The sequence below is a fragment of the Phytopseudomonas argentinensis genome, assembly GCF_900113905.1.
Taxonomy (GTDB): domain Bacteria; phylum Pseudomonadota; class Gammaproteobacteria; order Pseudomonadales; family Pseudomonadaceae; genus Aquipseudomonas; species Aquipseudomonas argentinensis.
In genome coordinates this window covers 1,797,710-1,822,873 of the sequence record NZ_FORC01000001.1, presented here as the reverse complement: position 1 = coordinate 1,822,873, position 25,164 = coordinate 1,797,710, and the positions used below count along the sequence as shown (strand labels likewise).

Below are 25,164 nucleotides of genomic sequence, written 5' to 3'. Positions count from 1 at the left end.
GATCAGACCGCGGTTGCTGTATCCAGGCGAACCTGAGGCGAGTGCGCAGGGGCGTTGCTGAAGGCAATGCCCTCGGGCTTTTCGGCTTTCGGCGTCAGGTTCTGCAACGCCAGCCAGTCATTCCAGCGAATGCGCTCATCGCGCACCAGCCAGCCGTCCTGGGCGGCGAAACTTTCCGCCAGCCACAGGCCGCGAGTGCTGGCCGCTACCAGCTGACCCTGGCGCAGGGTCAACAGCTCGGCGGTGGGCCGGCCCCCTTCCAGCGGAATCAGGTAGAGATCCGGGCGGCTATGATCCAGGCGGGCGATCAGCTTGCCGTTCTCCAGTTGCTCGTCGACGTGCAGCAGGCTGGGCTGCCTGGCTTCCTTGGGTAGATCCAGGCGCAAGTCGTAGACCAGCTGCAGCGAGGCGGTCGGAGCATGCACGTAAGCCCGCGGGCGTTCCAGCAAGGTCAAGTTGCCGCACTGCACCGGGCGGGCGGCGCCGGAAAGCGGGCTGAGCCTGAAGTGGATATCTTCACGGTACTTGAGTGTGCCCTCGTAGGGCGCCGGCAGCCAGGTGTCGCCGAAGCGGCCGTACAGCCAGCCTTCGCTGGTTTCCAGCAGGCACTCTTCGGCCACTTCCTGGATGGCGGTCAGCAGTGGCAGGTTGAGTTCGTGGGCCGGCACGTAGCCGGAGATCAGCTTGAGCACCACGTCGCCGCGATCAAGCCGGCGCTGACGTACCAGCAGCCAGTATTCGCGGCCCTGCCAGTTCAGGGTCAGGCGCACCGATACGCCGAGGTTGGCCAGTTCCACCGCGAAGCGCTGGCTGTCGGGGAGCTCGACGGGTTTGCGCCGTTCGAGCATTTCGCTGAAATTCAGTGGGCGGCCGAGGCTCTGGTAGGCGAGGCCGTCAGGTGTGGCCTCCACGTACAGCGGCAAGGTCTTGAAGGTGGCAGGGTCCTTGCGGGAAATGATGCGCGGCATGTCGGCTCCTTCTTGCGTCGGGGTCGGCCGCCTGGGCGGCATTAACGGCGTGCCCGGCACGCCTGTTCATCAGTCTGCTGATCCTCTGTTACCGCTTTTAGTGCCGCCAATAACCTCGGCAGCCACGGCCACGTTGTGTGCCAGGTGCAGCGGGTTGATGGTGCCGACTATGGCGCTGCCTACCCCGGGATGGCCGAAGATCAGCTCGAAGCTGGCGCGTACCGGGTCGACACCGCTGTCCAGGCAGACGTGACCGCTGGCCAGGGCTTTCTTGATCAGGACGCCTTTGGCGTGCCTGGCAGCATAGTCCAATACCGGACGCTCCTGCTGCTCGCCAAGATTGTAAGTGACCATGGCGCAATCGCCGCGTTCGAGGGCCAGCAGGCCGCCATCGACGGTCTTGCCGGAAAAGCCAAAACCGCGGATCAGCCCGGCCTGCTTGAGTTCGGCGAGGGTCTCGTAGACGGCTTCGTCGCGGAGAATCGACAGGTCGTCACCATTGGAATGCACCAGGACGAGGTCGATATAGTCCGTTTCCAGACGTTTCAGGCTGCGCTCCACCGAGCGGCGAGTGTGTGCGGCGGAAAAGTCGAAGTGCGACAGGCCGTTGTCGAACTCCTCGCCGACCTTGCTGACGATTACCCAGTCCTGGCGCTGGCCACGCAGCAGCGGGCCGAGGCGCTGTTCGCTGCTGCCGTAAGCGGGCGCGGTGTCGAGCAGGTTGATGCCCAGCTCTCGAGCCAGGCCGAGCAGCTGCAGGGCCTGCTGGTCATCGGGGATGGTGAAGCCGTTGGGGTACTTGACGCCCTGATCGCGGCCCAGCTTGACGGTGCCCAGGCCGAGCGGGGAAACGCTCAGGCCGGTGGAGCCCAGCGGACGACGAAGGCTGTGCAGATCACGCATCAGAACGCCGTCTCCCACGCAGTGCGGCCGATGACCGGGCGCGGCAGTTCGGGCAGGGCAGGGTGAGCCGCTGGGCGAATGCCGTCGCGCTCGAGATGGCTCAGCACGCGATCGGCGAAGTCCGGCGCCAGGGCCAGCTTGGTCGGCCAGCCGACCAGCAGGGCGCCCTGGTCGCTGATAAAGGCATTGTCGGGGCGCACAAAGCCGCTTTGCGCGGGCTCCGCACGCTCGACCCGCAAGGTCGCCCACTGGGCTGTGGACAAGTCGATCCATGGCAGCAACTGGCTGAGCTCCTTGCGCGCCGCGTCGATCTGCGCGGCCTCGTCGCGCGCCACGCCGTCGGCTTCGGCCAGGTCGCCACCCAGATACCAGACCCACTCACCATCGGCGCTCGGGTGGCTGGTGACAGTGACCCGCGGCTTTGGCCCCCCGCCCAGGCAATGGGCGTAAAGCGGCTTCAGACTCGGGCCCTTGACCATCACCATATGCAGCGGGCGAAGCTGCTGGGCCGGTTGAGGAACGTCGAGGCTGGCCAGCAGGTCGGCATTGCCGCGGCCGGCGCTGAGCACGATGCGTTGGGCGCGGATCTCGCGACCGTCGACGCGCAGGCCGACCAGTTGGCCATCATTGTCGTGCAGCGGTTGAATGTCGTCGGCAGCCAGCAGGCTGTCACCGGCAAGCTCGGCCAGGCGGGCGATCAGGCTTGGCACGTCAACCACCAGTTCGGCCAGGCGGTAGACCTTGCCTTTGAATTTCGGGTTTTGCAGGGCGGGCGGCAGCTGCTCGCCTTTTACCTGGTCAACGCGGCCGCGCACGGCCTTGCTGGCGAAGAAGCTGGTCAGGTTGCCGGCCAGGGTGCCGGGCGACCACAGGTAGTGAGCATCAGAAAGCAGGCGCACCCCGGACAGATCCAGCTCGCCGCTGCCATCCAGGGCTTCGCGCCAGCGCCGTGGCATATCCGCGATGGCTTCCGAAGCGCCGCTGAGGGCGCCATGCAGGGCATACTTGGCGCCGCCGTGGATGATGCCCTGGGACTTGACGCTCTGACCGCCGCCCAGGCTTTCACGCTCCACCAGCAGCGTGGCGTAGCCCTTGGCGCGCAGTCGCGCGTTCAGCCATAGGCCGGCGACGCCGCCGCCAACAATCAGGACGTCTGTGCTCAGAGTTTGGGACATGCGGGCGCCTCTCGGAAAAACAGGTGCGCAGTATAACGCTCAGTGGCCGGTGACGCGGGAGAACAGCTGGATCACCACTACGCCGCTGACGATCAGGCCCATGCCCAGCACGGCGGGCAGATCCGGTTTCTGGTCGTAGACGAACATCGCCGCGATGCTGACCAGCACGATCCCCAGGCCGGCCCAGATGGCGTAGGCGATGCCCACTGGAATGGTGCGTACGACCAGAATCAGCATCCAAAAGGCGATGCTGTAGCCCGCGATCACCAGCAAGAGCGGCAGGGGTTTGTTGAGTCCGTCGACAGCCTTCATGGAGGTGGTTGCGATCACTTCGGCGGCGATCGCCAGTGCGAGATAGAGATAACCATTCATCGGCAGCACTCCTCTTAACAAGTCTGCAATTTTACCGTTGCCTGCTGTTAGGTAAACTCATTACCTATCTATATGGGAGATAGGTTGTGCGCTGGAATCTCGAGCAGTTGGAAGTCTTCGTCGCGGTCGCCGAGGGCAATTCGTTTTCGGCCGTGGCGCGGCGGCTGGGTCGCGTGCAGTCCGCGGTCAGCACGGCGGTGGCGGCTCTGGAGGACGATCTTGGGGTGCGCCTGTTCGAGCGCAGCAGCGGCCGCCAGCCCCGCTTGACCGACGCCGGGCTGGCCTTGTTGGAAGAAGCCCGCGAGCTGCTGCGCCAGTGCGAGCGGCTGGAGGGGCGGGCGCTCGGCCTGGCCCAGGGCGAAGAAGCCTGCCTGCGGCTCGCCCAGGACGAGGCCTTGCCGCTGCCGCCTGTGCTCGACAGCCTGGAGGGCCTGGCGCGCGCCTTTCCCGGTGTGGAGGTGCAGATGACCAGTGGCGGGCAAGGCGTGGTGGCGCGGCGGCTTATCGAGCGACGCGCCGACCTCGGCCTGCTGTTTCACCACGAAGGCATGCCGGTGGAGCTCGAACGGCGGCGCCTGGGCATGGTGGAAATGGTCATGGTGTGTGGGGCCGGCCATCCGCTGGCCCAGGCCGGCGCGGTCGGGCGCCGTGAGCTGGCGCGCCACCGGCAACTGCTGATCAGCCTGCAGGATACCCAGTACCCGGGCAACGAACGGATCAGCCCATCGGCCTGGCATGCGGACAGCTTCTATTCGATGGCCGAGCTGCTGATGCGCAACCTGGGTTGGGCCTGCCTGCCGCGGCATGTGGCGCAGTATCCGACGTATCAAGGGCACCTGGTGGAACTACGTAGCGACTGGATCGCGCCACCCCTGCCGCTGGAGCTGGTATTTCGCCGCGATGAAGCGCTGGGGCCGGCCGCCCAATGGTTGGCCGGCTCGCTGGCCGAGCGCTTGCAGGTGCTAAAGGCATGAGCGCCGGTCCATGGCGCGACTTGTGCTGGTTCGCTGGCAACCCTAAGCTTCGCCGCCATGAACCGACATCTCTATAACCTGCTGTTTCACCTCTGCCTGCCACTGATCGGCCTGCGCCTGGCCTGGCGTGCCTGGCGCGCGCCGGCCTACACCAAGCGCGTTGGCGAGCGCTTTGCGCTGCTGCCGCCACTGCGTCCCGGTGGCATCTGGGTGCATGCCGTGTCGGTGGGTGAAAGCATCGCCGCCGCGCCGTTGGTACGCGAGCTGCTGGCCCGCTACCCGGACCTGCCAATCACCCTGACCTGCATGACGCCCACCGGCTCCGAGCGCATCCGTGCGCTGTTTCCCGAGGCGCAGTTCGCCGGCCGGGTGCAGCACTGCTACCTGCCCTACGACCTGCCCTGGGCCGCAGCGCGCTTTCTCAAGAGGGCGCAACCGAAGCTGGCGGTGATCATGGAGACCGAGCTGTGGCCCAACTACATCCACCAATGTGCCCTTCGCGGCATTCCGGTGGCGTTGGCCAATGGTCGGTTGTCCGCGCGCTCGGCCAGGGGCTATGGGCGTTTCGCCAAGCTCACTGCGCCGATGCTCGCCGAGCTGAACCTGCTCGCAGTGCAGACGCAGGTCGAAGCCGAGCGTTTTATCGCCCTTGGTGCGCGACCCGAAGCCGTCGAGGTGACCGGCTCCATCAAGTTCGACCAGCAGGTGGACGCCGAGGTGAGTGCCCGCGCCAGCGCGCTGCGCGAGCAATGGCAGGCGCGGCAGCGGCCGGTGTGGATCGCTGCGAGCACCCGTGAAGGCGAGGATGCGCTGGTGATCCAGGCGTACCGGCAGCTGCTCGCCAGCCAGCCGGACGCCTTGCTGATCCTGGTGCCGCGCCATCTGGAGCGTTTCGATACGGCCGCGACGCAACTGCGTGAAGCGGGGCTGACCTTTGTGCGACGCTCGTCGGGCGAAGCGGTCGGTCCCGATGTGCAGGTGCTGCTTGGCGACAGCATGGGCGAATTGATGTTTCTCTACGCCCTGGCCGATATCGCCTTTGTCGGCGGCAGCCTGGTCGAGACCGGTGGCCATAATCCGCTAGAACCGGCCGCATTGGGCCTGCCGGTGATCATGGGGCCGCACCGTTTCAACTTCTTGGAAATAACCGCGCAGTTGCTGGAGCGCGGTGCACTTTGCGAAGTGGCGGATGCCCAGGCGTTAGGTACGCAGGTGGCAGCGCTGTTGAGCGAGCCAGCACGTGCGGCGGCCATGCGCGATGCCGGGCTGGCGGTGCTCAAGGCCAACCAGGGCGCGTTGAAGCGTCTGCTGGATGGATTGGGAAGGCTGATCGGCTAGGGGGCGCCTCGCTAGCCCGGCAGTTGGCAGCAAGGTCGCGGCATCCGATATTGGTGCATCCCTGTGGGAGCGGGCCACGCCCGCGATTTCGCGCGCATGGCGCGCTCCCACAATTGGCTGCTTAACAGGTGCCTCTGTACTCCTCGTCCTGACTGCCCGCCAGCTTACTTGCCCTGCAGCCTCGCTTCGCCCGCCTTGGCCAGATCCGTTGGCAGGAAGTCGCGATCCGGGTTGTAGTCCGGTTTCAGGTAGGCGCCCAGCGCTTCCAGGTCGGCCGGGCTGAGGGTGCCGGCAGCCTGCTTCAGACGCAGGTTGTTGAGGATGTAGTCGTAGCGTGCGTCGTTGTAGTTGCGCACGGCGCTGTACAGCTGGCGCTGGGCATCGAGCACGTCGACGATGTTGCGGGTGCCGACCTGGTAACCGATTTCCGTGGCTTCCAGTGCGCTCTGGTTGGAGATGATCGACTGGCGGCGCGCCTGCACGGTTTCCACGTCGGTATTCACCGCGCGGTACAGGTTGCGGGTGTTCTGTACCACCTCGCGGCGCAGCCCTTCGCGGCGCTGCTCGGACTGGCTGAGGCGTTGGTACGCCTCGCGCGCTTGTGAGCTGGTCAGGCCGCCGCTGTACAGCGGGATGTTCAGCTCCAGGCCGATGGTGCGCTGCGACACGTCGCTGCCATAGCTCTGCCCGGTGTAGTTGGGGTTGCTCAGGCCGAAGGCGTCGTTGTCGCCGCGCTGGTAGCTGGCCACTGCGTCCAGGGTCGGCGCATGGCCGGCCTTGCGCTGGCGCAGGGTTTCCTCGGCGGCATCCACCGCGAAGTTGCTGGCCTGCAGATTGAGGTTCTGGGCCGCAGCGGTGTTCACCCAGGCGGTGGCGTCGTTGGGCGTCGGAGTAAGGATCGGCAGGCTGTGCTGAATGCCTTCGACGCTGCGGTATTCGCGGTTGGTCAGGGTGATCAGCGCCTCGAAGGCGTCTTCGACCTGACGCTGGGCGATGATGCGATTGGCCCGCGCGGTATCGAAACCGGCCTGGGCCTGGAGCACGTCGGTCTTGTCCGACAGGCCGACGTCGAAGCGCTCGTTGGCCTGGTCGAGCTGGCGGTTGAAGGCGGCTTCCTCGGCCTTGGTCGAGGCCAGATTGTCCTGGGCACGCAGCACCGAGAAGTAGGCCTCGGCACTTTGCAGGATCAGGTTCTGTTCGTTGGCCGACAGCTCCAGCGCCGCCTGCTCACTGACCGCCTCGGCGGCCTGTAATTGGAACCAGCGGTCGGCACGAAACAGTGGCTGGCTGAGGTTGGCCTGGTACACGGTGGCGCTACGCGACTGGGTAGCGGCGGGTTGTTCCAGGGCGGTGCGCGTGTCTTTCACCTGGGCACCGGCGCTGAGGTTCGGCAGCAGGCCGGCGCGGGCCTGGGGCACGCCTTCGCGACGCGCCTGATAGTCGGCGCGGGCGGCGGCCAGGTCGGCATTGTTGGCAGCGGCTTCCTGGTATACCGACATCAAATCGGTGCGCACCGACAACGGCGCGGGGTCCGCCCAGGCCGTGGCGGTTGAAGTGGCGGTCACGGCAACGGCCAGGGAGAGTCTGCGCAGCATGTCGGTGAATCCTAGAGGGGCAGTAGCAGGCGAGACTAAGCCCGGTCACCGGGGTGGTCAAGGCGCGGCGCCGGTGACCGCGATGCGACCAATGGGTCGACTTCAGATTGCCGCCACCTACGGCTGTCAGTAGACTGGCAGAGTTCTTGTCGGGGTGCCTCGAATCGGAGGCTGAGATCGGAAAGTTCCGGATCCCGTTGAACCTGATCAGGTTAAGGCCTGCGTAGGGAACAAGAGGTATCCGCCCCGGCACCCGCTGGATGGATTCCCCCACACCACACTCGTGGTGTGCCCGCGCCCTGGCTGTTTGATCATGCCGGCGCTCTTCAAGACTCCTGCATGCTCGAATAGTCTCGGCTCGGCGTTGCTTCATCGCGCGTGTCCGTCAGGTTCTCCCCGACATTCAGCCGAGGAGCCAGCCGATGAGCAGCAAACAACAACAGCAAAATCTCAGTGAGTCCGCCCAGGTCGACCAGCAGTCGATCCAGCCCTTCCCCCGTTCTCAGAAGATCTATGTGCAGGGCAGTCGCCCGGACATTCGCGTACCGATGCGCGAGATCAGCCTGGATGTCACCCCTACGGACTTCGGCGGGGAGATCAACGCGCCGGTTACCGTCTACGACACCTCCGGCCCCTATACCGACCCGGGCGTGACCATCGACGTGCGCAAGGGCCTGGCCGATGTGCGCAGCGCCTGGATCGAGGATCGTGGCGACACCGAGCGCCTGGATAGCCTGTCTTCGGAGTTCGGCCAGCGCCGCCTGGCCGACGAGGAACTGACCAAGATGCGCTTCGCCTACGTGCGCAACCCGCGCCGGGCCAAGGCCGGCAAGAACGTCAGCCAGATGCACTACGCACGTCAGGGCATCATCACGCCGGAGATGGAATACGTCGCCATCCGCGAGAACATGAAACTTGCCGAGCACCGCGCGGCCGGCCTGCTTGACGCCCAGCACGGCGGCAACAGCTTCGGCGCCAGCATTCCCAGGGAAATCACCCCGGAGTTCGTGCGCCAGGAAGTGGCCCGGGGCCGCGCCATCATCCCGGCCAACATCAACCACACCGAGCTGGAGCCGATGATCATCGGCCGCAACTTCCTGGTGAAGATCAACGGCAATATCGGCAACTCGGCACTGGGCTCGAGCATCGAGGAAGAAGTCGCCAAGCTGACCTGGGGCATCCGCTGGGGTTCGGACACGGTGATGGACCTGTCCACTGGCAAGCATATCCACGAGACCCGTGAGTGGATCATCCGCAACTCGCCGGTGCCAATCGGCACCGTGCCGATCTACCAGGCACTGGAAAAGGTCAACGGTGTGGCCGAAGACCTTACCTGGGAGCTGTTCCGCGACACCCTGATCGAACAGGCCGAGCAGGGCGTGGATTACTTCACCATCCACGCCGGCGTGCTGCTGCGTTACGTGCCGCTGACCGCCAAGCGGGTGACCGGCATCGTCAGCCGCGGCGGCTCGATCATGGCCAAGTGGTGCCTGGCGCACCACAAGGAGAATTTCCTCTATACCCACTTCGAGGAAATCTGCGAAATCATGAAGGCCTACGACGTCAGCTTCTCGCTGGGCGACGGCCTGCGCCCCGGCTCGATCGCCGACGCCAACGACGCCGCCCAGTTCGGTGAGCTGGAAACCCTGGGCGAGCTGACCAAGATCGCCTGGAAGCACGACGTGCAGTGCATGATCGAAGGCCCCGGCCACGTGCCGATGCAACTGATCAAGGAGAACATGGACAAGCAACTCGAATGCTGCGACGAGGCGCCGTTCTACACCCTCGGCCCGCTGACCACCGACATTGCGCCGGGTTACGACCACATCACCAGCGGCATCGGCGCGGCGATGATCGGCTGGTTCGGTTGCGCCATGCTCTGCTACGTCACGCCCAAGGAGCACCTGGGGCTACCGAACAAGGATGACGTGAAGACCGGCATCATCACCTACAAGATCGCCGCCCATGCCGCGGATCTTGCCAAGGGCCACCCGGGTGCGCAGATCCGTGACAACGCCTTGAGCAAGGCGCGTTTCGAGTTCCGTTGGGAAGACCAGTTCAACCTCGGCCTGGACCCGGACACTGCCCGTTCGTACCACGACGAAACCCTGCCGAAGGACTCGGCCAAGGTCGCCCACTTCTGCTCGATGTGCGGGCCGAAGTTCTGCTCGATGAAGATCACTCAGGAAGTGCGTGAGTACGCCAAGGAGAACGGGCTGTCGGACGAAAGCAAGGCGGTCGAGGCCGGCTTCAAGGAGCAGGCCGAACGTTTCAGGGAAGAAGGCTCGGTGATCTACCGGCAGGTGTAAGACCTCAACCGCATGCGCGACCTGTATCGCGCATGCGGCTGATTACCTCTCTTTAGCGCGTTGTGCCGGGCATATACGCCGGGCGCAGGATGCCCTGCAGCTGGCTGTAGGGGATAAGGATTTCCGGATGGCCGTCGGAGTAGGGCGCCAGGCGCGCGACGTCGTACTTGAGCATCACCGCATCGGGATTCAGGGCGATGTTGGCGGTGCGCTCGAACGGCCAGGTCTTGCGGTATTCCACATCATTGCCGTGGCCCTGGGCGATCAGCCAGGCCTGGTGGGCACGCTGAGCGATCTGCCAGAAAGCCGCTTCCTCGCCGGGCACAAGCATGTCCTGCAGGCTCAGTACCTTGTTCTGCTCGCGGTCATAGTTGAGGTAGGTGCGCCCGGGCACGCCGTGGGCGCCGCCGATGAAGTGATAGCTGGACAGCTCGATCACCACCAGTTGGTCATGCTGGCTGAGTACCTTGGCCTGCAGGTAGCTGGCCCAGCCCGGTTTGCCGTTGGCAAGGAACTCGCGCTCGTGTTCGGCCAGCGATGCCGGCCGGCTGCCGGTGGCGGCTTTCACCAGGTCAAGCAGGGTCGCCTCGATGCGCGCATTGAGCTCGGGCTGACCGGATACCTCCTGCAGTTCCACGTTGACCAGCGGGCAGTCCTGGGCGGTGCAATCGGCTGGCTTGTGCTCCCATTTTTCGTGGGTAGTGGCCACCCCCGCTGGGGTATCGGGTTTGGACAGGCTCTGGCAGGCGCCGAGCAGCAGGGCGAAGCCGAGGATGGTGGCGAGGCGGGCAATGCTGGAGATCTTCATGCAGGAAAAAGCCGTTGGCAGAGGACGGGCGTTCGACTGCCTGATGGCAGGGGAGTTCGCGATTATTCGCCAATGCGCGCGGATCGGCCAGGCTTTCGCGGCGTCGCTTGCGGGAGAGCCTTAACAGCCCCTAGGATGGGCTCAATGTGTGCAGATCAACGAGAGACCAGCAGATGACCGAAACCTTCAACCCCGGCCCGGACGCGGTGGAAATCATCGAGCGTGAGGAATGCTTCCGCGGCTTCTACCGCCTGGATCGCTTTCACCTGCGCCATCGGCAGTTTTCCGGCGAAATGGGCCCGGTGCTGCGTCGCGAGCTGTTCATTCGTCACGATGCGGTATGCGTGCTGCCCTACGATGCGGTGACCGACACGGTGGTGCTGATCGAACAGTTCCGCGTCGGCGCCATGCACAAGGCCACCAATCCCTGGCTGGTGGAACTGGTGGCCGGTTTGATCGACAAGAACGAGGAGCCCGATGAAGTCGCCCTGCGTGAGGCCGAAGAGGAGGCCGGGCTGACGCTCACCTCGCTGTGGCCGATCACCCGCTACTTCCCCTCCCCGGGCGGCTCGGACGAATTCGTGCATCTGTTCCTTGGCCGCTGCAGCAGCGCCGGTGTGGGTGGCGTGCATGGCCTGGAGGAAGAGGGCGAAGACATCCGCGTGCAGGTGTGGCCGTTCGAAGACGCCCTGCAGGCGGTCAAGGACGGCAAGATCAACAATGCGGCGAGCATCATCGCCCTGCAGTGGCTGGCGCTCAATCGCGCCGAGGTCAGGGGTCTATGGGGGTGAACCTGCTGCGCGAGCGCTACCGGGTCGATCTGATCGAGCTGCAGGCGGCTTGCGAAGCCAATTACGCGCGGCTGATGCGCCTGCTGCCTGGCATGCGCGAGGCCCAGTGCGCGCGGCGTGTGGCCCTCAGCCAGGGCGAGCGGCAGCTGGGCGTGCTGGCGCTGGAGGTGGTGGAAAGCTGCCCCTATACCTCCACGGTGCAAGTGCGCCAGGAACATAGCCTGCCATGGTTGCCGGTGCCACAACTGGAAGTGCGCGTCTATCACGATGCGCGCATGGCTGAAGTCACCGGTGCCCAGAGCGCCCGGCGCTTTCGTGGTATCTACCCCTATCCCAACGCCGCCATGCACCAGCCCGACGAGAAAACCCAGCTCAACGTGTTTCTCGGCGAATGGCTGAGCCATTGCCTTGCTTGCGGTCACGAAACCGAACCGCTGATGTAGCTGATGGCCATTGGCCATAAAAAAGCGTCTGATTTCTGTGAACCAGTGCTGATTTACGGGTTTACCAAGCCTGCCAGCGATTCCATAATTCGCACTCATTCAAGGAGAAGCACCTTGTCGCGTGCGTCCATTTCCCCCTCGGCCGATTCCTCGGTGTTGCTGGTGCAGCTCACCGATAGCCATCTGTTCGCCGACTCCAGCGGCAGGCTACTGGGCATGGATACCGCCGACAGCCTGCGCCGGGTCGTTGAGCAGGTGCTCAAGGAGCAATCGGCCATCGACCTGATCCTGGCGACCGGCGACTTGTCCCAGGACGGCAGTTCCGCCTCCTATGCGCGCTTTGTCGACCTGAGCGCCAGTATTGATGCGCCGGCACGCTGGATTCCCGGCAACCATGACGACATCCCCACCATGCAGGCCGCATGCGTGGGCACCGACCTGCTCGAACCTGTGGTCGACCTCGGCAGCTGGCGGATCACGCTGCTCGACTCGTCGATTCCGGGCGCGGTACCGGGCTATCTCCAGGAAGCTCAGCTGGTGCTGCTCGAGCGCGCCTTGAGCGAGGCGCCGGATCGCCATCACCTGATCTGCCTGCATCACCATCCGGTGGATATCGGATGCCAGTGGATGGCGCCGATCGGCTTGCGCAATCCCGAAGCGCTGTTCGCGGTGCTGGAGCGTTTCCCCCAGGTGCGCGCTGTGCTCTGGGGGCATGTGCACCAGAGCATCGACGAGCAGCGCGGTAGCGTGCGGCTGCTGGCATCGCCGTCGACCTGCGTGCAGTTCACCCCCGGCAGTGAGGACTTTCAGGCCGACAGCGCGGCGCCCGGCTACCGCTGGCTGCGTCTGCATGACGATGGCCAGCTGGAAACTGGCGTCTCGCGTGTTGACGACTTCGTGTTCACGCCTGACTACCGCGTTGGCGGCTACTGAGGCGCGGGGGCACTCGCCGAGGCGCATGGTCGCGACGTCAAGGCTTGCAGCCTGCAGGCTGGCGCTAGTAGCCTCCCGTTATGACCAATAGCATTCTTTATATCCACGGACTCAACAGCTCGCCGGCTTCCACCAAGGCCAGCCAGCTGTCGGCTGCCATGACCTCGTGGGGCCTGCAGGCACAGCTGCGGGTGCCGGCCCTGCATCACCATCCGCGCCAGGCGATCGCCCAGCTCGAGGCGCTGATCGCCGAGCTTGGACGCCCCACGCTGGTCGGCAGCTCGCTGGGCGGCTACTATGCGACCCACCTGGCCGAACGGCATGGGCTCAAGGCACTGCTGATCAACCCGGCGGTGCGGCCTCACGAGCTGTTCGACGGCTACCTGGGCACGCAGACCAACCTTTACAGCGGCGAAACCTGGGAACTGACCGAGGACCACGTGGCGGCCCTCGCCGAGCTGGCTGTCGAGCCGCCCACTGACCCGGCGCGTTATCAGGTGTGGCTGCAGACCGGCGACGAGACCCTCGACTACCGGCGCGCCCAGGCTTATTACCGACACTGCGCCCTGCGCATCGAAGCAGGCGGCGACCACGGTTTCCAGGGTTTCGCCGAGCGCCTGCCGATGTTGTTCGCCTTTGCCGGCATTGCGCCCGCCCGCTGAGTGGCCGCAGCCAATCCCCGATCAATCAGAGCATTGCACAGACCCATGGCCCAGCAAAACGCCTACAACGCCGATGCCATCGAAGTTCTTTCCGGCCTCGACCCGGTGCGCAAGCGCCCGGGGATGTACACCGACACCACGCGCCCCAACCACCTGGCCCAGGAAGTCATCGACAACAGTGTCGACGAGGCCCTGGCTGGCCACGCCAAGTCCATCCAGGTGATCCTCCACGAGGATAACTCCCTGGAGGTGACCGACGACGGCCGTGGTATGCCGGTGGATATTCACCCCGAAGAAGGTGTGCCCGGCGTCGAGCTGATCCTCACCAAACTTCACGCCGGCGGCAAGTTCAGCAACAAGAACTACCAGTTCTCCGGTGGTCTGCACGGTGTCGGCATCAGCGTGGTCAACGCCCTGTCGACCCGCGTGGAAGTGCGCGTCAAGCGCGACGGCAACGAGTACTCGATGGCGTTCGCCGATGGCTTCAAGGCCAGCGACCTGGAAGTGATCGGCACCGTTGGCAAGCGCAACACCGGTACCAGCGTGCATTTCTGGCCGGACGCCAAGTACTTCGACTCCCACAAGTTCTCGGTCAGCCGTCTCAAGCATGTGCTCAAGGCCAAGGCCGTGCTGTGCCCTGGGCTGGCGGTCAGCTTCCATGACAAGGCCAGCAACGAGAAGGTCGAGTGGCTGTACGAAGACGGCCTGCGCTCCTACCTGGTCGATGCGGTCAGCGAATTCGAACGCCTGCCAAACGAACCGTTCTGCGGCAGCCTGGCCGGCAACAAGGAAGCCGTGGACTGGGCGCTGCTGTGGTTGCCCGAAGGCGGCGACGCGGTACAGGAAAGCTATGTCAACCTGATTCCCACCGCCCAGGGCGGCACCCATGTCAACGGCCTGCGCCAGGGCCTGCTCGACGCGATGCGCGAGTTCTGCGAATTCCGCAACCTGCTGCCGCGTGGCGTCAAGCTGGCGCCCGAAGACGTCTGGGAGCGTATCGCCTTCGTGCTGTCGATGAAGATGCAGGATGCCCAGTTCTCCGGGCAGACCAAGGAACGTCTGTCCTCCCGTGAAGCGGCGGCGTTCGTCTCCGGCGTGGTCAAGGATGCCTTCAGCCTGTGGCTCAACGCTCACCCCGAGTTCGGCCAGCAGCTGGCTGAACTGGCGATCAGCAACGCCAGTCGCCGCCTCAAGGCCGGCAAGAAGGTCGAGCGCAAGAAGATTACCCAGGGCCCGGCGTTGCCTGGCAAGCTGGCTGACTGCGCGGGGCAGAACCCGCTGCGCTGCGAGCTGTTTCTGGTCGAGGGTGACTCCGCTGGCGGCTCGGCCAAGCAGGCGCGGGACAAGGAGTTTCAGGCGATCCTGCCGCTGCGCGGAAAGATTCTGAATACCTGGGAAGTGGACGGCGGCGAAGTGCTGGCCAGCCAGGAAGTGCACAACATTGCCGTAGCGGTCGGCCTCGACCCCGGCTCCAGCGATCTGGGCCAGCTGCGTTACGGCAAGATCTGCATCCTCGCCGACGCCGACTCCGACGGCCTGCACATCGCCACGCTGCTCTGCGCGCTGTTCGTACAGCACTTCCGCCCGCTGGTCGACGCCGGGCACGTGTACGTGGCGATGCCGCCGCTGTACCGCATCGACCTGGGCAAGGAAATCTACTACGCCCTGGACGAGGCCGAGCGCGACGGCATTCTCGACCGTCTGGTGGCCGAGAAGAAACGCGGCAAGCCCCAGGTCACCCGCTTCAAGGGCCTGGGCGAAATGAACCCGCCGCAGTTGCGCGAAACCACCATGGATCCCAATACCCGGCGCCTGGTGCAGCTGACCCTCGAAGACTTCGAGGGCACCCGTGAGGTGATGGACATGCTGCTGGCCAAGAAGCGCGCTGGCGACCGCAAATCCTGGCTGGAGTCCAAGGGCAACCTGGCCGAGGTGCTGCTCTGATGCGCCACCTGTTCGGCGCCGTGCTGTTTGCAGCCATGACGCCGGCACTGGCCGAGGTACCGCCGCCCGAGGAGCTCAAGCTGGTCAGCGAGCATCCGGTGGACGGCATGCCCGCGGGTAACCTGTCGGGCCTGGCCTGGTGCGGCGATGCGCTGTGGGCGGTGTCCGACCGCGAGGATGATCGCCTGTATCGTCTCGACTCCTCGGCGACCGTCTGGCAGGCCGAGGCCGAGCGGTTCGTGGCGCCGCCCGCGCCAGCAATGCCGCTGCCCTGGGGCCTGCGTATGCGTGGCTGGGTCTCGGGTCTGGTGCGCGGCGGTCATCTGGATTTCGAGGGCATCTCCTGTGACGCCAAGGGCAACCGCTATCTGGTCAGCGAGAGCCGCGCCGCGGTGCTGCAGGTGCCGCCGGCGGCCGATGCGCAGTGGCTGAACCTGCCCGAAGGCATGGTGCGCCAGGCACGGGCCAGCGGCATGCTGCTGCACTTCAATTCGTTGTTCGAAGGTATTGCCGTCGATCCGGCCGGCGAGCGCCTGTGGCTGGCCGCGGAGAAAGAGCGGCGCGGCCTGGTGGTGCTGCACAACCGGCGCGCCACCTGGCGCTGCGAGGGCGGCTGCGTGCTGCTCAACGAGGGTGGAGAAGAAGCCTCCCCCGAGGCGCTGGGTGGGCGTTCCGCCCCAGTGGACTTCTCCGGCCTGGCATTCTTCGAAGAGAAACTCTATACCCTGGAGCGTCAGGCCCATCGCATCTGCCGGCGCACGCCTGCCACCGGCGAGGCCGAGCGCTGCTGGTCGTTCGCTGCCGAAGCGCTGACCGACGAGCGCCGTTATCCACTGCATTACGGGGTTGCCGAAGCCCTGTCGATGGACGCCGAAGGCGCCTGGGTAGGCCTCGACAATGGTGGCCACGCCCGTGGCGATGGCGAGAAACGCCCGCTGGTCTGGCGCTTCGCCGCGCCGGCTGGCGGTTGGGGCGCAAACCCGTGAGCGAGCAGACCGCAGGCCGCCGGGCCGGCCGGGTGATGCTGGTGCTCGCCTGGGGCGCCGGGCTGCTGCTGGCCACGCACTTTTTCGGTAATTGGGAGGATGCCAAACAGCATCCCAATCGCCAGCCGGAGTCGGTACATGGCAGCGGCTATGTCGAAGTGCGCCTGGCCAGCAGCCCCGGTGGACATTACCTGGTCGATGGGCAGATCAACGGCGAGGCGGTGAGCTTTCTGCTCGACACCGGTGCCACCCAGGTCGCCATTCCCAGCCAGGTCGCCAGCAGCCTGGGCCTGCAGGCTGGCGCGCCGGTACAGATCAGAACCGCCAACGGCATCGCCACGGCGCATCGCACCCGCCTGGAACGCCTGCAGCTCGGCGATATCGTTTTGCATGACGTGTCCGCACTGATCGCCCCGGGCATGGATGGCGACGAGATCCTGCTGGGCATGAGCGCCTTGAAACACCTTGAATTCAGTCAGCGCGACGGCACCTTGATGCTGCGCCAATCAACCTTGCAATGAGACACGCATGAGCGAAACCCTCGATCTGAGCCTGGACGGCGTCGAACGCCGTTCCCTTGCCGACTTCACCGAGCAGGCTTATCTCAACTACTCCATGTACGTGATCATGGATCGTGCGCTGCCCCATATCGGCGACGGTCTGAAGCCCGTGCAGCGGCGTATCGTCTATGCCATGAGCGAACTGGGCCTGGACGCCGACGCCAAGCACAAGAAGTCGGCGCGTACCGTCGGTGACGTGCTCGGCAAGTTCCATCCCCATGGCGACAGTGCCTGCTACGAAGCCATGGTGCTGATGGCGCAGCCGTTCAGCTACCGCTACACGCTGGTCGACGGCCAGGGCAACTGGGGTGCGCCGGACGATCCCAAGTCGTTCGCCGCCATGCGTTACACCGAGGCGCGGCTGTCGCGCTATTCCGAGGTGCTGCTCAGCGAGCTTGGTCAGGGCACCGTGGACTGGGTGCCGAACTTCGATGGCACCTTGAACGAGCCGGCGACGTTGCCGGCACGTTTGCCCAACATCCTGCTCAACGGCACCACGGGTATCGCCGTGGGCATGGCCACCGACGTGCCGCCGCACAACCTGCGCGAAGTCGCCACCGCCTGTGTGCGTCTGCTCGATGAGCCAAAGGCCACGGTCGAGCAGCTCTGTGAGCATATCCAAGGGCCGGATTACCCAACCGAAGCGGAAATCATCACCCCGCGTGCCGACCTGCTGAAAATCTACCAGACCGGCCGTGGCTCGATACGCATGCGCGCCGTATACAGCGTCGAGGACGGTGACATCGTGGTCACCGCGTTGCCCCATCAGGTGTCTGGTGCCAAGGTGCTGGAGCAGATCGCCGCGATGATGCAGGCCAAGCCATCGAAGGCGCCGCAGATCGCTGACCTGCGTGACGAGTCCGATCACGAGAACCCCTGCCGCATCGTGATCATCCCGACCAGCAGCCGGGTCGATCACGATGCGTTGATGCAGCATCTGTTCGCCAGCACCGATCTCGAGTCCAGCTACCGGGTCAATACCAACGTCATCGGCCTCGACGGCAAGCCCCAGGTCAAGGACCTGCGCACCCTGCTGGTCGAGTGGCTGCAGTTCCGGGTCGGCACCGTGCGCCGCCGCCTGCAGTTCCGTCTGGATAAGGTCGAGCACCGCATGCATCTGTTGGAAGGCCGCTTGATCGCCTTTCTCAACCTCGATGAAGTGATCCACATCATCCGCACCGAGGACCAGCCCAAGCCGGTGCTCATGGAGCGCTTCGGCCTTACCGAGATCCAGGCCGAGTACATCCTGGAGACCCGCCTGCGGCAACTCGCCCGCCTGGAAGAGATGCAGATTCGCGGCGAGCAGGACGAGCTCAGCAAAGAGCGCGACAAGCTGCTGGCGCTGCTCGGCAGCGAAGCCAAGCTGAAGAAGCTGGTGCGCAAGGAAATCCTCGAAGACGCCGAGAAGTACGGCGATGACCGTCGTTCGCCAATCGTCGAGCGTGCCGAAGCCAAGGCGCTGTCCGAGCACGATCTGCTGCCGAACGAGAAGATCACCGTGGTGCTCTCGGAAAAAGGCTGGGTGCGCTCGGCCAAGGGCCACGAAATCGATGCCACCGGCCTGTCCTACAAGGCTGGCGATGGCTTCAAGACCGCTGCGCCGGGCCGCTCCAACCAATACGCGGTATTCATCGACTCCACCGGGCGCAGCTATTCGCTGGCCGCACACACCCTGCCGTCGGCCCGTGGTCAGGGCGAACCGCTGACCGGTCGCCTGACCCCGCCACCGGGTGCCTCCTTCGAGTGCGTGCTGCTGCCCGATGACGAGGCGCTGTACGTGATCGCCTCCGATGCCGGCTACGGTTTCGTGGTCAAGGGCGAAGACCTGCAGGCCAAGAACAAGGCCGGCAAGGCGCTGCTCAGCCTGCCCAATGGCGCGCGGGTGGTGGCGCCACGGCCGCTCAACAACCGTGAGGAAGACTGGCTGGCCGCGGTGACCACCGAAGGCCGCCTGCTGCTGTTCAAGGTTGCCGACCTGCCGCAACTGGGCAAGGGCAAGGGCAACAAGATCATCGGCATTCCTGGCGAACGCGTGGCCAGCCGCGAGGAGTACCTCACCGACCTGGCCGTGCTGCCGGCGGGCGCGACCCTTGTGTTGCAAGCTGGCAAGCGTACTCTGTCCCTGAAAGCCGAGGATCTCGAGCATTACAAGGGCGAGCGCGGCCGGCGCGGCAATAAATTGCCGCGGGGCTTCCAGCGCGTGGATGCTCTGCTCGTCGAGTAAAGCTGCCTGCCAGTGCCCCGGGGCTGGAGTTGAACGGCAGTTTGGCGGATGATAACGCCCCTCATGTGCCCGCCGAATGGTGGGCCATTTGCCATCGTTATGGTCGTGCGCCGGGTGGCAGGCGCATTGCATATGAACAAGGGTTTATCGGCACCCGTCGGCTGTCGCCGGTGCGGTGATTTATCTTTTTTGTTATTGGTTTTTTCACCTGTAGCCATGATCGCTGGCCTTGCTGCCAGCCGGAAGACATTGATGATTGTTAAACGGCTTCCTCTCACCTTGCTGCTCACCGGGCTGCTGTTGCTGACCGGTTGTTCGCATCTGATGCCTGTTTCCTACTACCAGCTCGATGGCGGCCCGGTCGCCAGCAAAACGGCTGACAAGGAGGGCATGAGTGTATTGCTGGGCCCGATCACCGTGGCCGATTACCTGCAGCGCGAGGCATTGCTGCAGCGCCAGGACGATGGCAGCCTGAGTACCGCCTTCACTGCTCGCTGGGCGGGCAGCCTGGCCACCGACCTGGATCGTCAGGTGCTGCGCCAGCTGGCCAGTCGGATCAACAGCCAACGCCTGGTACTGGCCTCTGATAATCCGAACTACAAGGCCCAGGTCCAGGTTCTATTGTCCATCACCCGCCTGGATTCGGGGCCGCGTCAGCCGGCGGTGCTCGAGGGCCAGTGGCGTCTGGTCGGGCGTGACGGACAGTTGCTCGACACCCGCCTGGTGCACCTCGAAGAGAAGCACAAGGGCTCCATCGCCGATCAGGTTCGTGCGCAGAGCGAAGTGGTTCAGCAACTGGTCGCGCAACTGGCCAGTGCCGTGAAGAACCACGGCAATACTCCGCTCGCCGCCGAAGAACCGAGGCGCAAGACGCCGGCGCCGGCCGCTCGGCAGGAGCCGCCGAAAATGCCGGTGGCCGAACCGATCCGCATCGACGCCGAAGTATTCCGCTTCTGATGCCAGGCCCGACCTGACCCGCTACCGCTCGCCGCGCTGATAGCCTTCGAGTACGCCGGCCGTGCGTATCGCCTCATCGAGGAAAACCGTGACGGCCGGATGTTTGCGCTCGCCCTTGCGGTAGGCGAGCAGGATCTTGCGCTCGATGGCTGGGGCCAGGCGCACCGCGGTGACGTTCTCAAGTGGCCTGAGCAGGCGCAGCCCCGATACCACCGAAATCGAATTTCCCGACGCGACCATGGCGGCGACCATTTCGAAGCCGGCGCAATGGGCGTTGATGCGTGGCGCGAAGCCCGAACGGCGGCACAGGTTGCCGATGAATTCTCCGAACGAGCTGTTGGTCGAGTCCAGCGCCCAGGCCTCTTCCTGCAGATCGGCTATGGTCAGTGCGCTGTGTGAGGCCAACGGGTGCCTGGTAGGCAGCAGAACGTGCAGGCGATCCTCGGTCAGCGGAACCAGTTCGTAGTGCTCCTGGCGTGCCTTGCTGGCGCCGGCCAGGTCGTCGACCACCGCCACATCGATCTGCCAGGCGCTTAGCGCGCTGAGACTTTCCTGGGGCTCCAGATCGGCGACCACCACCTCCAGGCGTGGGTAGGCCAGGCGTAGGTTGTGCACGATTGGCGCGACCAGTGCCACGGCAATCGACGGGAACGCCGCGACGCGCAGTTCACCGGCGATTTCGCTGCGCATCTGCGCCAGTTCCGAACGCGCCTCGTCGAGAATCACCAGGATACGCTCGACATGTGCCACCAGCCGGGTACCCGCTGGGGTGAGCACCACGCCGCGGCCACGTCGCTCGATCAAGGCCACATCGGCCTCGCGCTCCAGTTGTGCGACTTGCTGGGAAACGGCTGACGGCGTCAGGTGCAGGAACTCGGCGGTGGCTGCCATGGTGCCGCAGCGCGCCAGTTCGCGAAGGGTGCGCAGGCGAATCAGATCCATGATAGACGCTCTATAGGTAAGATTTGCTAATCAATATAGTAAGAATAAATCAGTATACATAATGGAATTGGGGTTTTAGATTTTTCCCATCGACGGTGCGTAACCGGGCATCCGTCCTCACCCCACAGAAGAAAAATAGCCATGGCCGTCAGCGTATTCGACCTGTTCAAAGTGGGCATCGGCCCATCGAGTTCACACACCGTTGGCCCGATGCGAGCAGCCGCCCTGTTCACCCACGCTCTGGAGAACCAGGGACACATGCCCAATGTGGTGCGCGTGGTCGCCGAGCTGTATGGCTCGCTGGGTGCCACCGGCAAGGGCCACGGCAGTGATAAGGCGGTGTTGCTGGGACTCAGCGGCCACGAGCCGGATACCGTGGATGTCGAGCAGGTGGCTGGCTATATCGAGGCCATTCGCACCGACAAGCGTATCGCGCTGCCGGGTGGTCATTCGGTCGCCTTCAACGAAAAGACCGACCTGAAGATGATCCGCAAGGCCCTGCCGCTGCACGCTAACGGCCTGCGTTTCGCGGCTTTTGACCAGGCCGGGCTGCAGGTGCACGAGGCCACCTACTATTCGGTGGGCGGCGGATTTGTGGTCAGTGAGGCGGTGCTCGCCGACGGCTCCAAGCACAAGGTCATCGCTCCGGATGCCACCACGCTGCCGCTGCCGTTTCGCAGTGGCATCGACCTGCTGCGCCTGACCCGCGAGTACGGTATCGGCATTGCCGAGGTGATGCGCCGTAACGAGCGTCACTGGCGCACCGATGAAGAAATCGACAATGGCCTGCTGGCCATCTGGAAGGTGATGCAGGGCTGTGTCGAGCGCGGCTGCCGTACCGAGGGCATCCTGCCGGGTGGTTTCAAGGTGCGTCGCCGGGCGGCCATCCTGGCGCGCAAGCTGGGCGGCTTCCAGCGCAGCTACACCGAAGATCCGCTGCGCATGCTCGACTGGGTCAACCTCTGGGCTCTGGCGGTGAACGAAGAGAATGCCGCCGGCGGCCGCGTGGTCACCGCGCCGACCAACGGGGCTGCGGGGATCATTCCGGCGGTGCTGCATTACTACGCCAATGCCATTTCCGGCGCCAATGAACGCGGCATCGTCGACTTCCTGCTCACTGCCGGGGCGATTGGCATTCTGTACAAGGAAAATGCCTCGATCAGCGGCGCCGAGGTGGGCTGCCAGGGCGAGGTTGGTGTGGCCTGCTCGATGGCCGCCGGCGCCTTGTGCGCGGTGCTCGGTGGTACGCCGGAGCAGGTCGAGAACGCCGCCGAGATCGGCATGGAACACCACCTGGGCCTGACCTGCGACCCGGTCGGCGGCCTTGTGCAGATCCCCTGCATCGAGCGCAATGCCATCGCCTCGGTCAAGGCCATCAACGCCGCGCGCATGGCGCTGTACGGCGACGGCGCGCACTACGTGAGCCTGGACAAGGTAATCAAGACAATGCGCGAAACCGGTGCCGACATGCTGACCAAATACAAGGAAACCGCCCGCGGCGGCTTGGCCGTGAACATCATCGAGTGCTGATTGCAGCGGCTCGCTAGTACCTGGCTGCGAGCCGTTGCGGGTTTGCAGCCGGCGTTGTTCACCGCACGGCGATAAGCCCTGGGCGGCCGTCCAGGCAATCGGGGTGGCGCCGATCCCGGCTGCGTCCTTTATAATCGCCGGATGTCTTGGGGTGACCTGCCCGGTTGGCGTGGTTCGTCCCTCTGCTGACCTGTCCCCCAAAGCCATCAAGCCTAGAATTCTGGACAGCGTCTACAACATGAATACTCTTAAACGCATTGCTTCCGCCTACTCGAACAGCAGCCTGGTGCTACGCATCTTCATCGGTCTGGTGCTCGGCATTCTGCTCGCCTATTTCGCCCCGGACGCCGCCATCAAGGTCGGCCTGCTCGGCGAACTGTTCGTCCTGGCCCTCAAGGCTGTCGCGCCGGTGCTGGTACTGGTGCTGGTGATTTCCTCCCTGGCCGCCCACCAGAGTGGTCAGCCCACCCATATTCGCCCGGTGCTGTTGATGTACCTGATCAGCACCTTCAGCGCCGCGGCCCTGGCGGTGTGCGCCAGCTTCCTGTTCCCCACCATGCTGTCGCTGGATATCAGCTCGGCAGAGGGCAATCCGCCGGGCAGCATCATCGACGTGTTGCACAACCTGCTGACCAGCATCTTCGTCGGGCCGGTTCAGGCGCTCAACACCTCCAACTACATCGCCATTCTGGCCTGGGCCGTGGCGCTGGGCATCTTCCTGCGCCATGCGGCTCCCAGCACGCGTACCATGCTGCATGACGTGTCCGGCGCGTTCACCCAGGTGGTACGCTTCGTGATCGCCCAGGCGCCGATTGGCATCTTCGGCCTGGTCGCCAGCACCCTGGCCGCGTCCGGTTTCGACGCCCTGTACGGATATGCACGCCTGCTGATGGTGATGGTTGGCTGCATGTTGGTCGTGACCCTGGTGGTGAATCCGTTGCTGGCCTATATCAAGATGCGCCGCAACCCCTATCCGCTGCTGTTCACCGTGCTGCGCGAAAGCGCCGTGACGGCGTTCTTCACCCGCAGCTCGGCGGCCAACATCCCGGTCAACCTGCGCCTGTGCGAAAAGCTCAAGCTGGACAAGGACACCTACTCGATCACCATTCCGCTGGGCGCGACCATCAACATGGCCGGCGCGGCGATCACCATTTCCGTGATGGCGCTGGCCACCACCCATACCCTGGGCATCCATGTCGACCTGCCGACCGCGCTGCTGCTCTGCGTGGTGTCGTCCTTGGCGGCAGCGGGGGTGTCCGGCGTGGCCGGTGGTTCGCTGCTGCTGATCCCGATGGCCACCAGCCTGTTCGGCATCGACACCGAGATTGCCATGCAGGTGGTGGCCATCGGCTTCGTCATCGGTGTGGTGCAGGACTCCTTCGAAACGGCGCTGAACTCCCACACCGATGTGGTGTTCACGGCAGCGGTCTCCTACGCGGGTGAAGCGCGCGCGGCCCAGGCCGAGCGGGTCGATGCCTGACCGCTCCGGCACACAAAAAACGCGCCTCAGGGCGCGTTTTTTATGGGCAGGCTCCTCTACACGTATTGCGCCGCGGCGTAGCCCGAAGCCCAGGCCCATTGGAAGTTGAAGCCGCCCAGATGGCCGGTCACGTCCAGCACTTCGCCGACGAAGTACAGCCCCGGTGATTTCAGCGACTCCATGGTCTTGGACGACACCTCGCGGGTATCGACGCCACCGAGGGTCACCTCTGCCGTGCGGTAACCCTCGGTACCGGCCGGCACCAGCTGCCAGTCCGACAGGCGCTCGGCAATCGCCTTGAGCTCGGCCGGGGTGTATTGCTTCATCGGTTTGGAGGCGAACCAGTGCTCGGCCAGCAGGCCGGCCATCTTCTTGGTGAAAATCTCGCCCATCAAGGTCTTCAGCTCGCTGTTGGGGCGCTCGCGCTGCTGCTCCAGCAGCCACTCGGGCAGGTCGACATGCGGCAGCAGGTCGATGCTGACCGTATCGCCAGGTTGCCAGTATGAAGAAATCTGCAGGATCGCCGGGCCGCTGAGGCCGCGGTGGGTAAAGAGGATGTTCTCCAAGAAACTCTGGCCGTTGCAGCTGACCCGGCAATCCTCCACCGAGGTGCCGGATAACTCCGTACACAGAGTTTTCAGCTGCGGGTCGGTCAGCGTGAAGGGCACCAGCCCGGCGCGGGTCGGCAGCAGCTCGTGGCCGAACTGGCGGGCGACCTGGTAACCGAAACCGCTGGCGCCCAGGGTCGGGATCGACAGCCCACCGGTGGCGATCACCAGGGATTCGCAGGCGATCGCGCCAAGGCTGGTGGTCAGGCGGTAGCCGCTGCCGGCGCGTTCGATGGCGCTCACCGAGGTGTCCAGGCGCAGGTCGACGCCGGCCTGCTGGCACTCGTCAAGCAGCATGCCGAGGATGTCGCTGGACTTGTTGTCGCAGAACAGCTGGCCGAGTTTCTTCTCGTGATAGGGCACGCCGTGCTTGGCGACCAGGGCGATGAAATCCCATTGGGTGAAGCGCGCCAGCGCCGACTTGCAGAAGTGCGGGTTGTGCGACAGAAAGTTGCCGGGCTCGCAGTACATATTGGTGAAGTTGCAGCGCCCGCCACCGGACATGAGGATTTTCTTGCCGGCCTTGTTGGCGTGGTCGAGCAGCAGCACGCGGCGCCCGCGGGCGGCGGCGGTCATCGCGCACATCAACCCGGCAGCGCCGGCGCCGATGATGACAACCTGGGGTGAAAGCACGGCCTGTTCCTCATACGCAGTGCGCCGGC

23 protein-coding genes and 1 riboswitch are annotated in these 25,164 nt (G+C 64.8%); of the genes, 15 read left to right on the top strand and 8 right to left on the bottom strand.

Translation table 11 applies throughout. The annotated features are described in order from the left end of the window. Positions 1 to 2: 2 nt before the first annotated feature. From BM154_RS08255 to BM154_RS08240, 4 genes are all read right to left on the bottom strand, one after another. Positions 3 to 968, bottom strand: coding sequence for a metal ABC transporter ATPase (locus tag BM154_RS08255; protein WP_074882170.1), 966 nt, complete (start codon positions 966 to 968; stop codon positions 3 to 5). A gap of 69 nt (positions 969 to 1,037) precedes the next feature. Further along, a complete protein-coding gene (locus tag BM154_RS08250) occupies positions 1,038 to 1,871 on the bottom strand; it encodes an aldo/keto reductase (protein WP_074882168.1) in 834 nt (277 codons plus the stop codon). After that, positions 1,871 to 3,046: an NAD(P)/FAD-dependent oxidoreductase gene (locus tag BM154_RS08245; RefSeq protein WP_074882166.1), complete on the bottom strand. Its 1,176-nt coding sequence runs from the start codon at positions 3,044 to 3,046 to the stop codon at positions 1,871 to 1,873. Before BM154_RS08245 ends, BM154_RS08250 begins: the two co-directional genes overlap by 1 nt. 39 nt (positions 3,047 to 3,085) lie before the next feature. Next, on the bottom strand, positions 3,086 to 3,418 hold the full coding sequence (locus BM154_RS08240) for a DMT family transporter (protein WP_074882164.1): 333 nt from the start codon (positions 3,416 to 3,418) through the stop codon (positions 3,086 to 3,088). Between the two features lie 86 nt (positions 3,419 to 3,504). Here BM154_RS08240 and BM154_RS08235 point away from each other — a divergent pair, with 86 nt between their 5' ends. After that, a complete protein-coding gene (locus BM154_RS08235; RefSeq protein WP_074882162.1) occupies positions 3,505 to 4,392 on the top strand; it encodes a LysR family transcriptional regulator in 888 nt (295 codons plus the stop codon). Positions 4,393 to 4,449: 57 nt separating this feature from the next. Continuing rightward, positions 4,450 to 5,730 (top strand): lipid IV(A) 3-deoxy-D-manno-octulosonic acid transferase, encoded by a 1,281-nt coding sequence (gene waaA, locus BM154_RS08230; protein WP_074882160.1) that lies wholly within the window; start codon positions 4,450 to 4,452, stop codon positions 5,728 to 5,730. 164 nt (positions 5,731 to 5,894) lie between these two features. On the opposite strand, the gene BM154_RS08225 is transcribed toward waaA, so the two are convergent. Further along, entirely contained in the window at positions 5,895 to 7,325 is a 1,431-nt protein-coding gene (locus BM154_RS08225) for a TolC family outer membrane protein (protein WP_074882158.1), read from the bottom strand. A gap of 140 nt (positions 7,326 to 7,465) precedes the next feature. Next, a riboswitch (TPP riboswitch) is annotated at positions 7,466 to 7,572 on the top strand. 175 nt (positions 7,573 to 7,747) lie between these two features. On the opposite strand from BM154_RS08225, the gene thiC reads away from it, so the two are divergent. Next, positions 7,748 to 9,634, top strand: a complete 1,887-nt coding sequence (gene thiC, locus BM154_RS08220) for a phosphomethylpyrimidine synthase ThiC (protein ID WP_074882156.1) — start codon at positions 7,748 to 7,750, stop codon at positions 9,632 to 9,634. A 52-nt stretch (positions 9,635 to 9,686) separates the two neighbouring features. Here the strand turns inward: thiC and BM154_RS08215 are convergent, their stop codons facing one another. Next, on the bottom strand, positions 9,687 to 10,442 hold the full coding sequence (locus BM154_RS08215) for a DUF3298 and DUF4163 domain-containing protein (protein WP_074882154.1): 756 nt from the start codon (positions 10,440 to 10,442) through the stop codon (positions 9,687 to 9,689). On the opposite strand from BM154_RS08215, the gene BM154_RS24535 reads away from it, so the two are divergent. The 10 genes from BM154_RS24535 to BM154_RS08170 all read left to right on the top strand — a co-directional run bounded on the left by BM154_RS24535 (position 10,441) and on the right by BM154_RS08170 (position 19,942). Further along, complete coding sequence (locus BM154_RS24535) at positions 10,441 to 10,566, top strand: hypothetical protein (protein ID WP_263863880.1); 126 nt, start codon at positions 10,441 to 10,443, stop codon at positions 10,564 to 10,566. The genes BM154_RS08215 and BM154_RS24535 overlap by 2 nt on opposite strands. Positions 10,567 to 10,615: 49 nt before the next feature. Beyond that, the gene (locus tag BM154_RS08210; RefSeq protein WP_070885162.1) at positions 10,616 to 11,233 is read left to right on the top strand and encodes an NUDIX domain-containing protein; all 618 of its coding nucleotides are present in this window, start codon (positions 10,616 to 10,618) and stop codon (positions 11,231 to 11,233) included. After that, on the top strand, positions 11,224 to 11,676 hold the full coding sequence (locus BM154_RS08205) for a DUF1249 domain-containing protein (RefSeq protein WP_074882152.1): 453 nt from the start codon (positions 11,224 to 11,226) through the stop codon (positions 11,674 to 11,676). The genes BM154_RS08210 and BM154_RS08205 overlap by 10 nt, the downstream gene beginning before the upstream one ends. 114 nt (positions 11,677 to 11,790) lie before the next feature. Next, positions 11,791 to 12,609: a 3',5'-cyclic-AMP phosphodiesterase gene (gene cpdA / locus BM154_RS08200; protein WP_074882150.1), complete on the top strand. Its 819-nt coding sequence runs from the start codon at positions 11,791 to 11,793 to the stop codon at positions 12,607 to 12,609. 80 nt (positions 12,610 to 12,689) lie between these two features. After that, positions 12,690 to 13,271, top strand: a complete 582-nt coding sequence (locus tag BM154_RS08195) for a YqiA/YcfP family alpha/beta fold hydrolase (RefSeq protein WP_074882148.1) — start codon at positions 12,690 to 12,692, stop codon at positions 13,269 to 13,271. A 45-nt stretch (positions 13,272 to 13,316) separates the two neighbouring features. Continuing rightward, positions 13,317 to 15,215 carry a DNA topoisomerase IV subunit B gene (parE, locus tag BM154_RS08190; protein ID WP_074882146.1) on the top strand — a complete coding sequence of 633 codons (1,899 nt, stop codon included), beginning with the start codon at positions 13,317 to 13,319 and terminating at the stop codon, positions 15,213 to 15,215. Beyond that, a complete protein-coding gene (locus tag BM154_RS08185; RefSeq protein ID WP_074882144.1) occupies positions 15,215 to 16,201 on the top strand; it encodes an esterase-like activity of phytase family protein in 987 nt (328 codons plus the stop codon). Before parE ends, BM154_RS08185 begins: the two co-directional genes overlap by 1 nt. Further along, the gene (locus BM154_RS08180) at positions 16,198 to 16,722 is read left to right on the top strand and encodes a retropepsin-like aspartic protease family protein (RefSeq protein WP_074882142.1); all 525 of its coding nucleotides are present in this window, start codon (positions 16,198 to 16,200) and stop codon (positions 16,720 to 16,722) included. Before BM154_RS08185 ends, BM154_RS08180 begins: the two co-directional genes overlap by 4 nt. 7 nt (positions 16,723 to 16,729) lie before the next feature. Beyond that, positions 16,730 to 18,985: a DNA topoisomerase IV subunit A gene (gene parC, locus BM154_RS08175; RefSeq protein ID WP_074882140.1), complete on the top strand. Its 2,256-nt coding sequence runs from the start codon at positions 16,730 to 16,732 to the stop codon at positions 18,983 to 18,985. A 252-nt stretch (positions 18,986 to 19,237) separates the two neighbouring features. Beyond that, complete coding sequence (locus tag BM154_RS08170) at positions 19,238 to 19,942, top strand: PqiC family protein (RefSeq protein ID WP_083414480.1); 705 nt, start codon at positions 19,238 to 19,240, stop codon at positions 19,940 to 19,942. A 21-nt stretch (positions 19,943 to 19,963) separates the two neighbouring features. On the opposite strand, the gene BM154_RS08165 is transcribed toward BM154_RS08170, so the two are convergent. Beyond that, a complete protein-coding gene (locus tag BM154_RS08165; RefSeq protein ID WP_074882135.1) occupies positions 19,964 to 20,884 on the bottom strand; it encodes a LysR family transcriptional regulator in 921 nt (306 codons plus the stop codon). Positions 20,885 to 21,025: 141 nt separating this feature from the next. Between BM154_RS08165 and BM154_RS08160 the strand changes: the two genes are divergently transcribed. Further along, a complete protein-coding gene (locus tag BM154_RS08160) occupies positions 21,026 to 22,414 on the top strand; it encodes an L-serine ammonia-lyase (protein WP_074882134.1) in 1,389 nt (462 codons plus the stop codon). A gap of 238 nt (positions 22,415 to 22,652) precedes the next feature. Then, the gene (gene sstT / locus BM154_RS08155; RefSeq protein WP_074882132.1) at positions 22,653 to 23,894 is read left to right on the top strand and encodes a serine/threonine transporter SstT; all 1,242 of its coding nucleotides are present in this window, start codon (positions 22,653 to 22,655) and stop codon (positions 23,892 to 23,894) included. Positions 23,895 to 23,950: 56 nt separating this feature from the next. On the opposite strand, the gene BM154_RS08150 is transcribed toward sstT, so the two are convergent. Next, positions 23,951 to 25,135, bottom strand: a complete 1,185-nt coding sequence (locus tag BM154_RS08150; protein WP_074882129.1) for a BaiN/RdsA family NAD(P)/FAD-dependent oxidoreductase — start codon at positions 25,133 to 25,135, stop codon at positions 23,951 to 23,953. Positions 25,136 to 25,164: the final 29 nt, after the last annotated feature.

Excerpts from the sequence above, each read along its gene's own strand:
- BM154_RS08255 (WP_074882170.1), bottom strand. The coding sequence starts at position 968 with ATGCCGCGCATCATTTCCCGCAAGGACCCTGCCACCTTCAAGACCTTG.
- BM154_RS08250 (WP_074882168.1), bottom strand. The coding sequence starts at position 1,871 with ATGCGTGATCTGCACAGCCTTCGTCGTCCGCTGGGCTCCACCGGCCTG.
- BM154_RS08245 (WP_074882166.1), bottom strand. The coding sequence starts at position 3,046 with ATGTCCCAAACTCTGAGCACAGACGTCCTGATTGTTGGCGGCGGCGTC.
- BM154_RS08240 (WP_074882164.1), bottom strand. The coding sequence starts at position 3,418 with ATGAATGGTTATCTCTATCTCGCACTGGCGATCGCCGCCGAAGTGATC.
- waaA (WP_074882160.1), top strand. The coding sequence starts at position 4,450 with ATGAACCGACATCTCTATAACCTGCTGTTTCACCTCTGCCTGCCACTG.
- BM154_RS08225 (WP_074882158.1), bottom strand. The coding sequence starts at position 7,325 with ATGCTGCGCAGACTCTCCCTGGCCGTTGCCGTGACCGCCACTTCAACC.
- thiC (WP_074882156.1), top strand. The coding sequence starts at position 7,748 with ATGAGCAGCAAACAACAACAGCAAAATCTCAGTGAGTCCGCCCAGGTC.
- BM154_RS24535 (WP_263863880.1), top strand. The coding sequence starts at position 10,441 with ATGCAGGAAAAAGCCGTTGGCAGAGGACGGGCGTTCGACTGCCTGATG.
- BM154_RS08215 (WP_074882154.1), bottom strand. The coding sequence starts at position 10,442 with ATGAAGATCTCCAGCATTGCCCGCCTCGCCACCATCCTCGGCTTCGCC.
- BM154_RS08210 (WP_070885162.1), top strand. The coding sequence starts at position 10,616 with ATGACCGAAACCTTCAACCCCGGCCCGGACGCGGTGGAAATCATCGAG.
- BM154_RS08205 (WP_074882152.1), top strand. The coding sequence starts at position 11,224 with ATGGGGGTGAACCTGCTGCGCGAGCGCTACCGGGTCGATCTGATCGAG.
- BM154_RS08195 (WP_074882148.1), top strand. The coding sequence starts at position 12,690 with ATGACCAATAGCATTCTTTATATCCACGGACTCAACAGCTCGCCGGCT.
- parE (WP_074882146.1), top strand. The coding sequence starts at position 13,317 with ATGGCCCAGCAAAACGCCTACAACGCCGATGCCATCGAAGTTCTTTCC.
- BM154_RS08185 (WP_074882144.1), top strand. The coding sequence starts at position 15,215 with ATGCGCCACCTGTTCGGCGCCGTGCTGTTTGCAGCCATGACGCCGGCA.
- parC (WP_074882140.1), top strand. The coding sequence starts at position 16,730 with ATGAGCGAAACCCTCGATCTGAGCCTGGACGGCGTCGAACGCCGTTCC.
- BM154_RS08170 (WP_083414480.1), top strand. The coding sequence starts at position 19,238 with ATGATTGTTAAACGGCTTCCTCTCACCTTGCTGCTCACCGGGCTGCTG.
- BM154_RS08165 (WP_074882135.1), bottom strand. The coding sequence starts at position 20,884 with ATGGATCTGATTCGCCTGCGCACCCTTCGCGAACTGGCGCGCTGCGGC.
- BM154_RS08160 (WP_074882134.1), top strand. The coding sequence starts at position 21,026 with ATGGCCGTCAGCGTATTCGACCTGTTCAAAGTGGGCATCGGCCCATCG.
- sstT (WP_074882132.1), top strand. The coding sequence starts at position 22,653 with ATGAATACTCTTAAACGCATTGCTTCCGCCTACTCGAACAGCAGCCTG.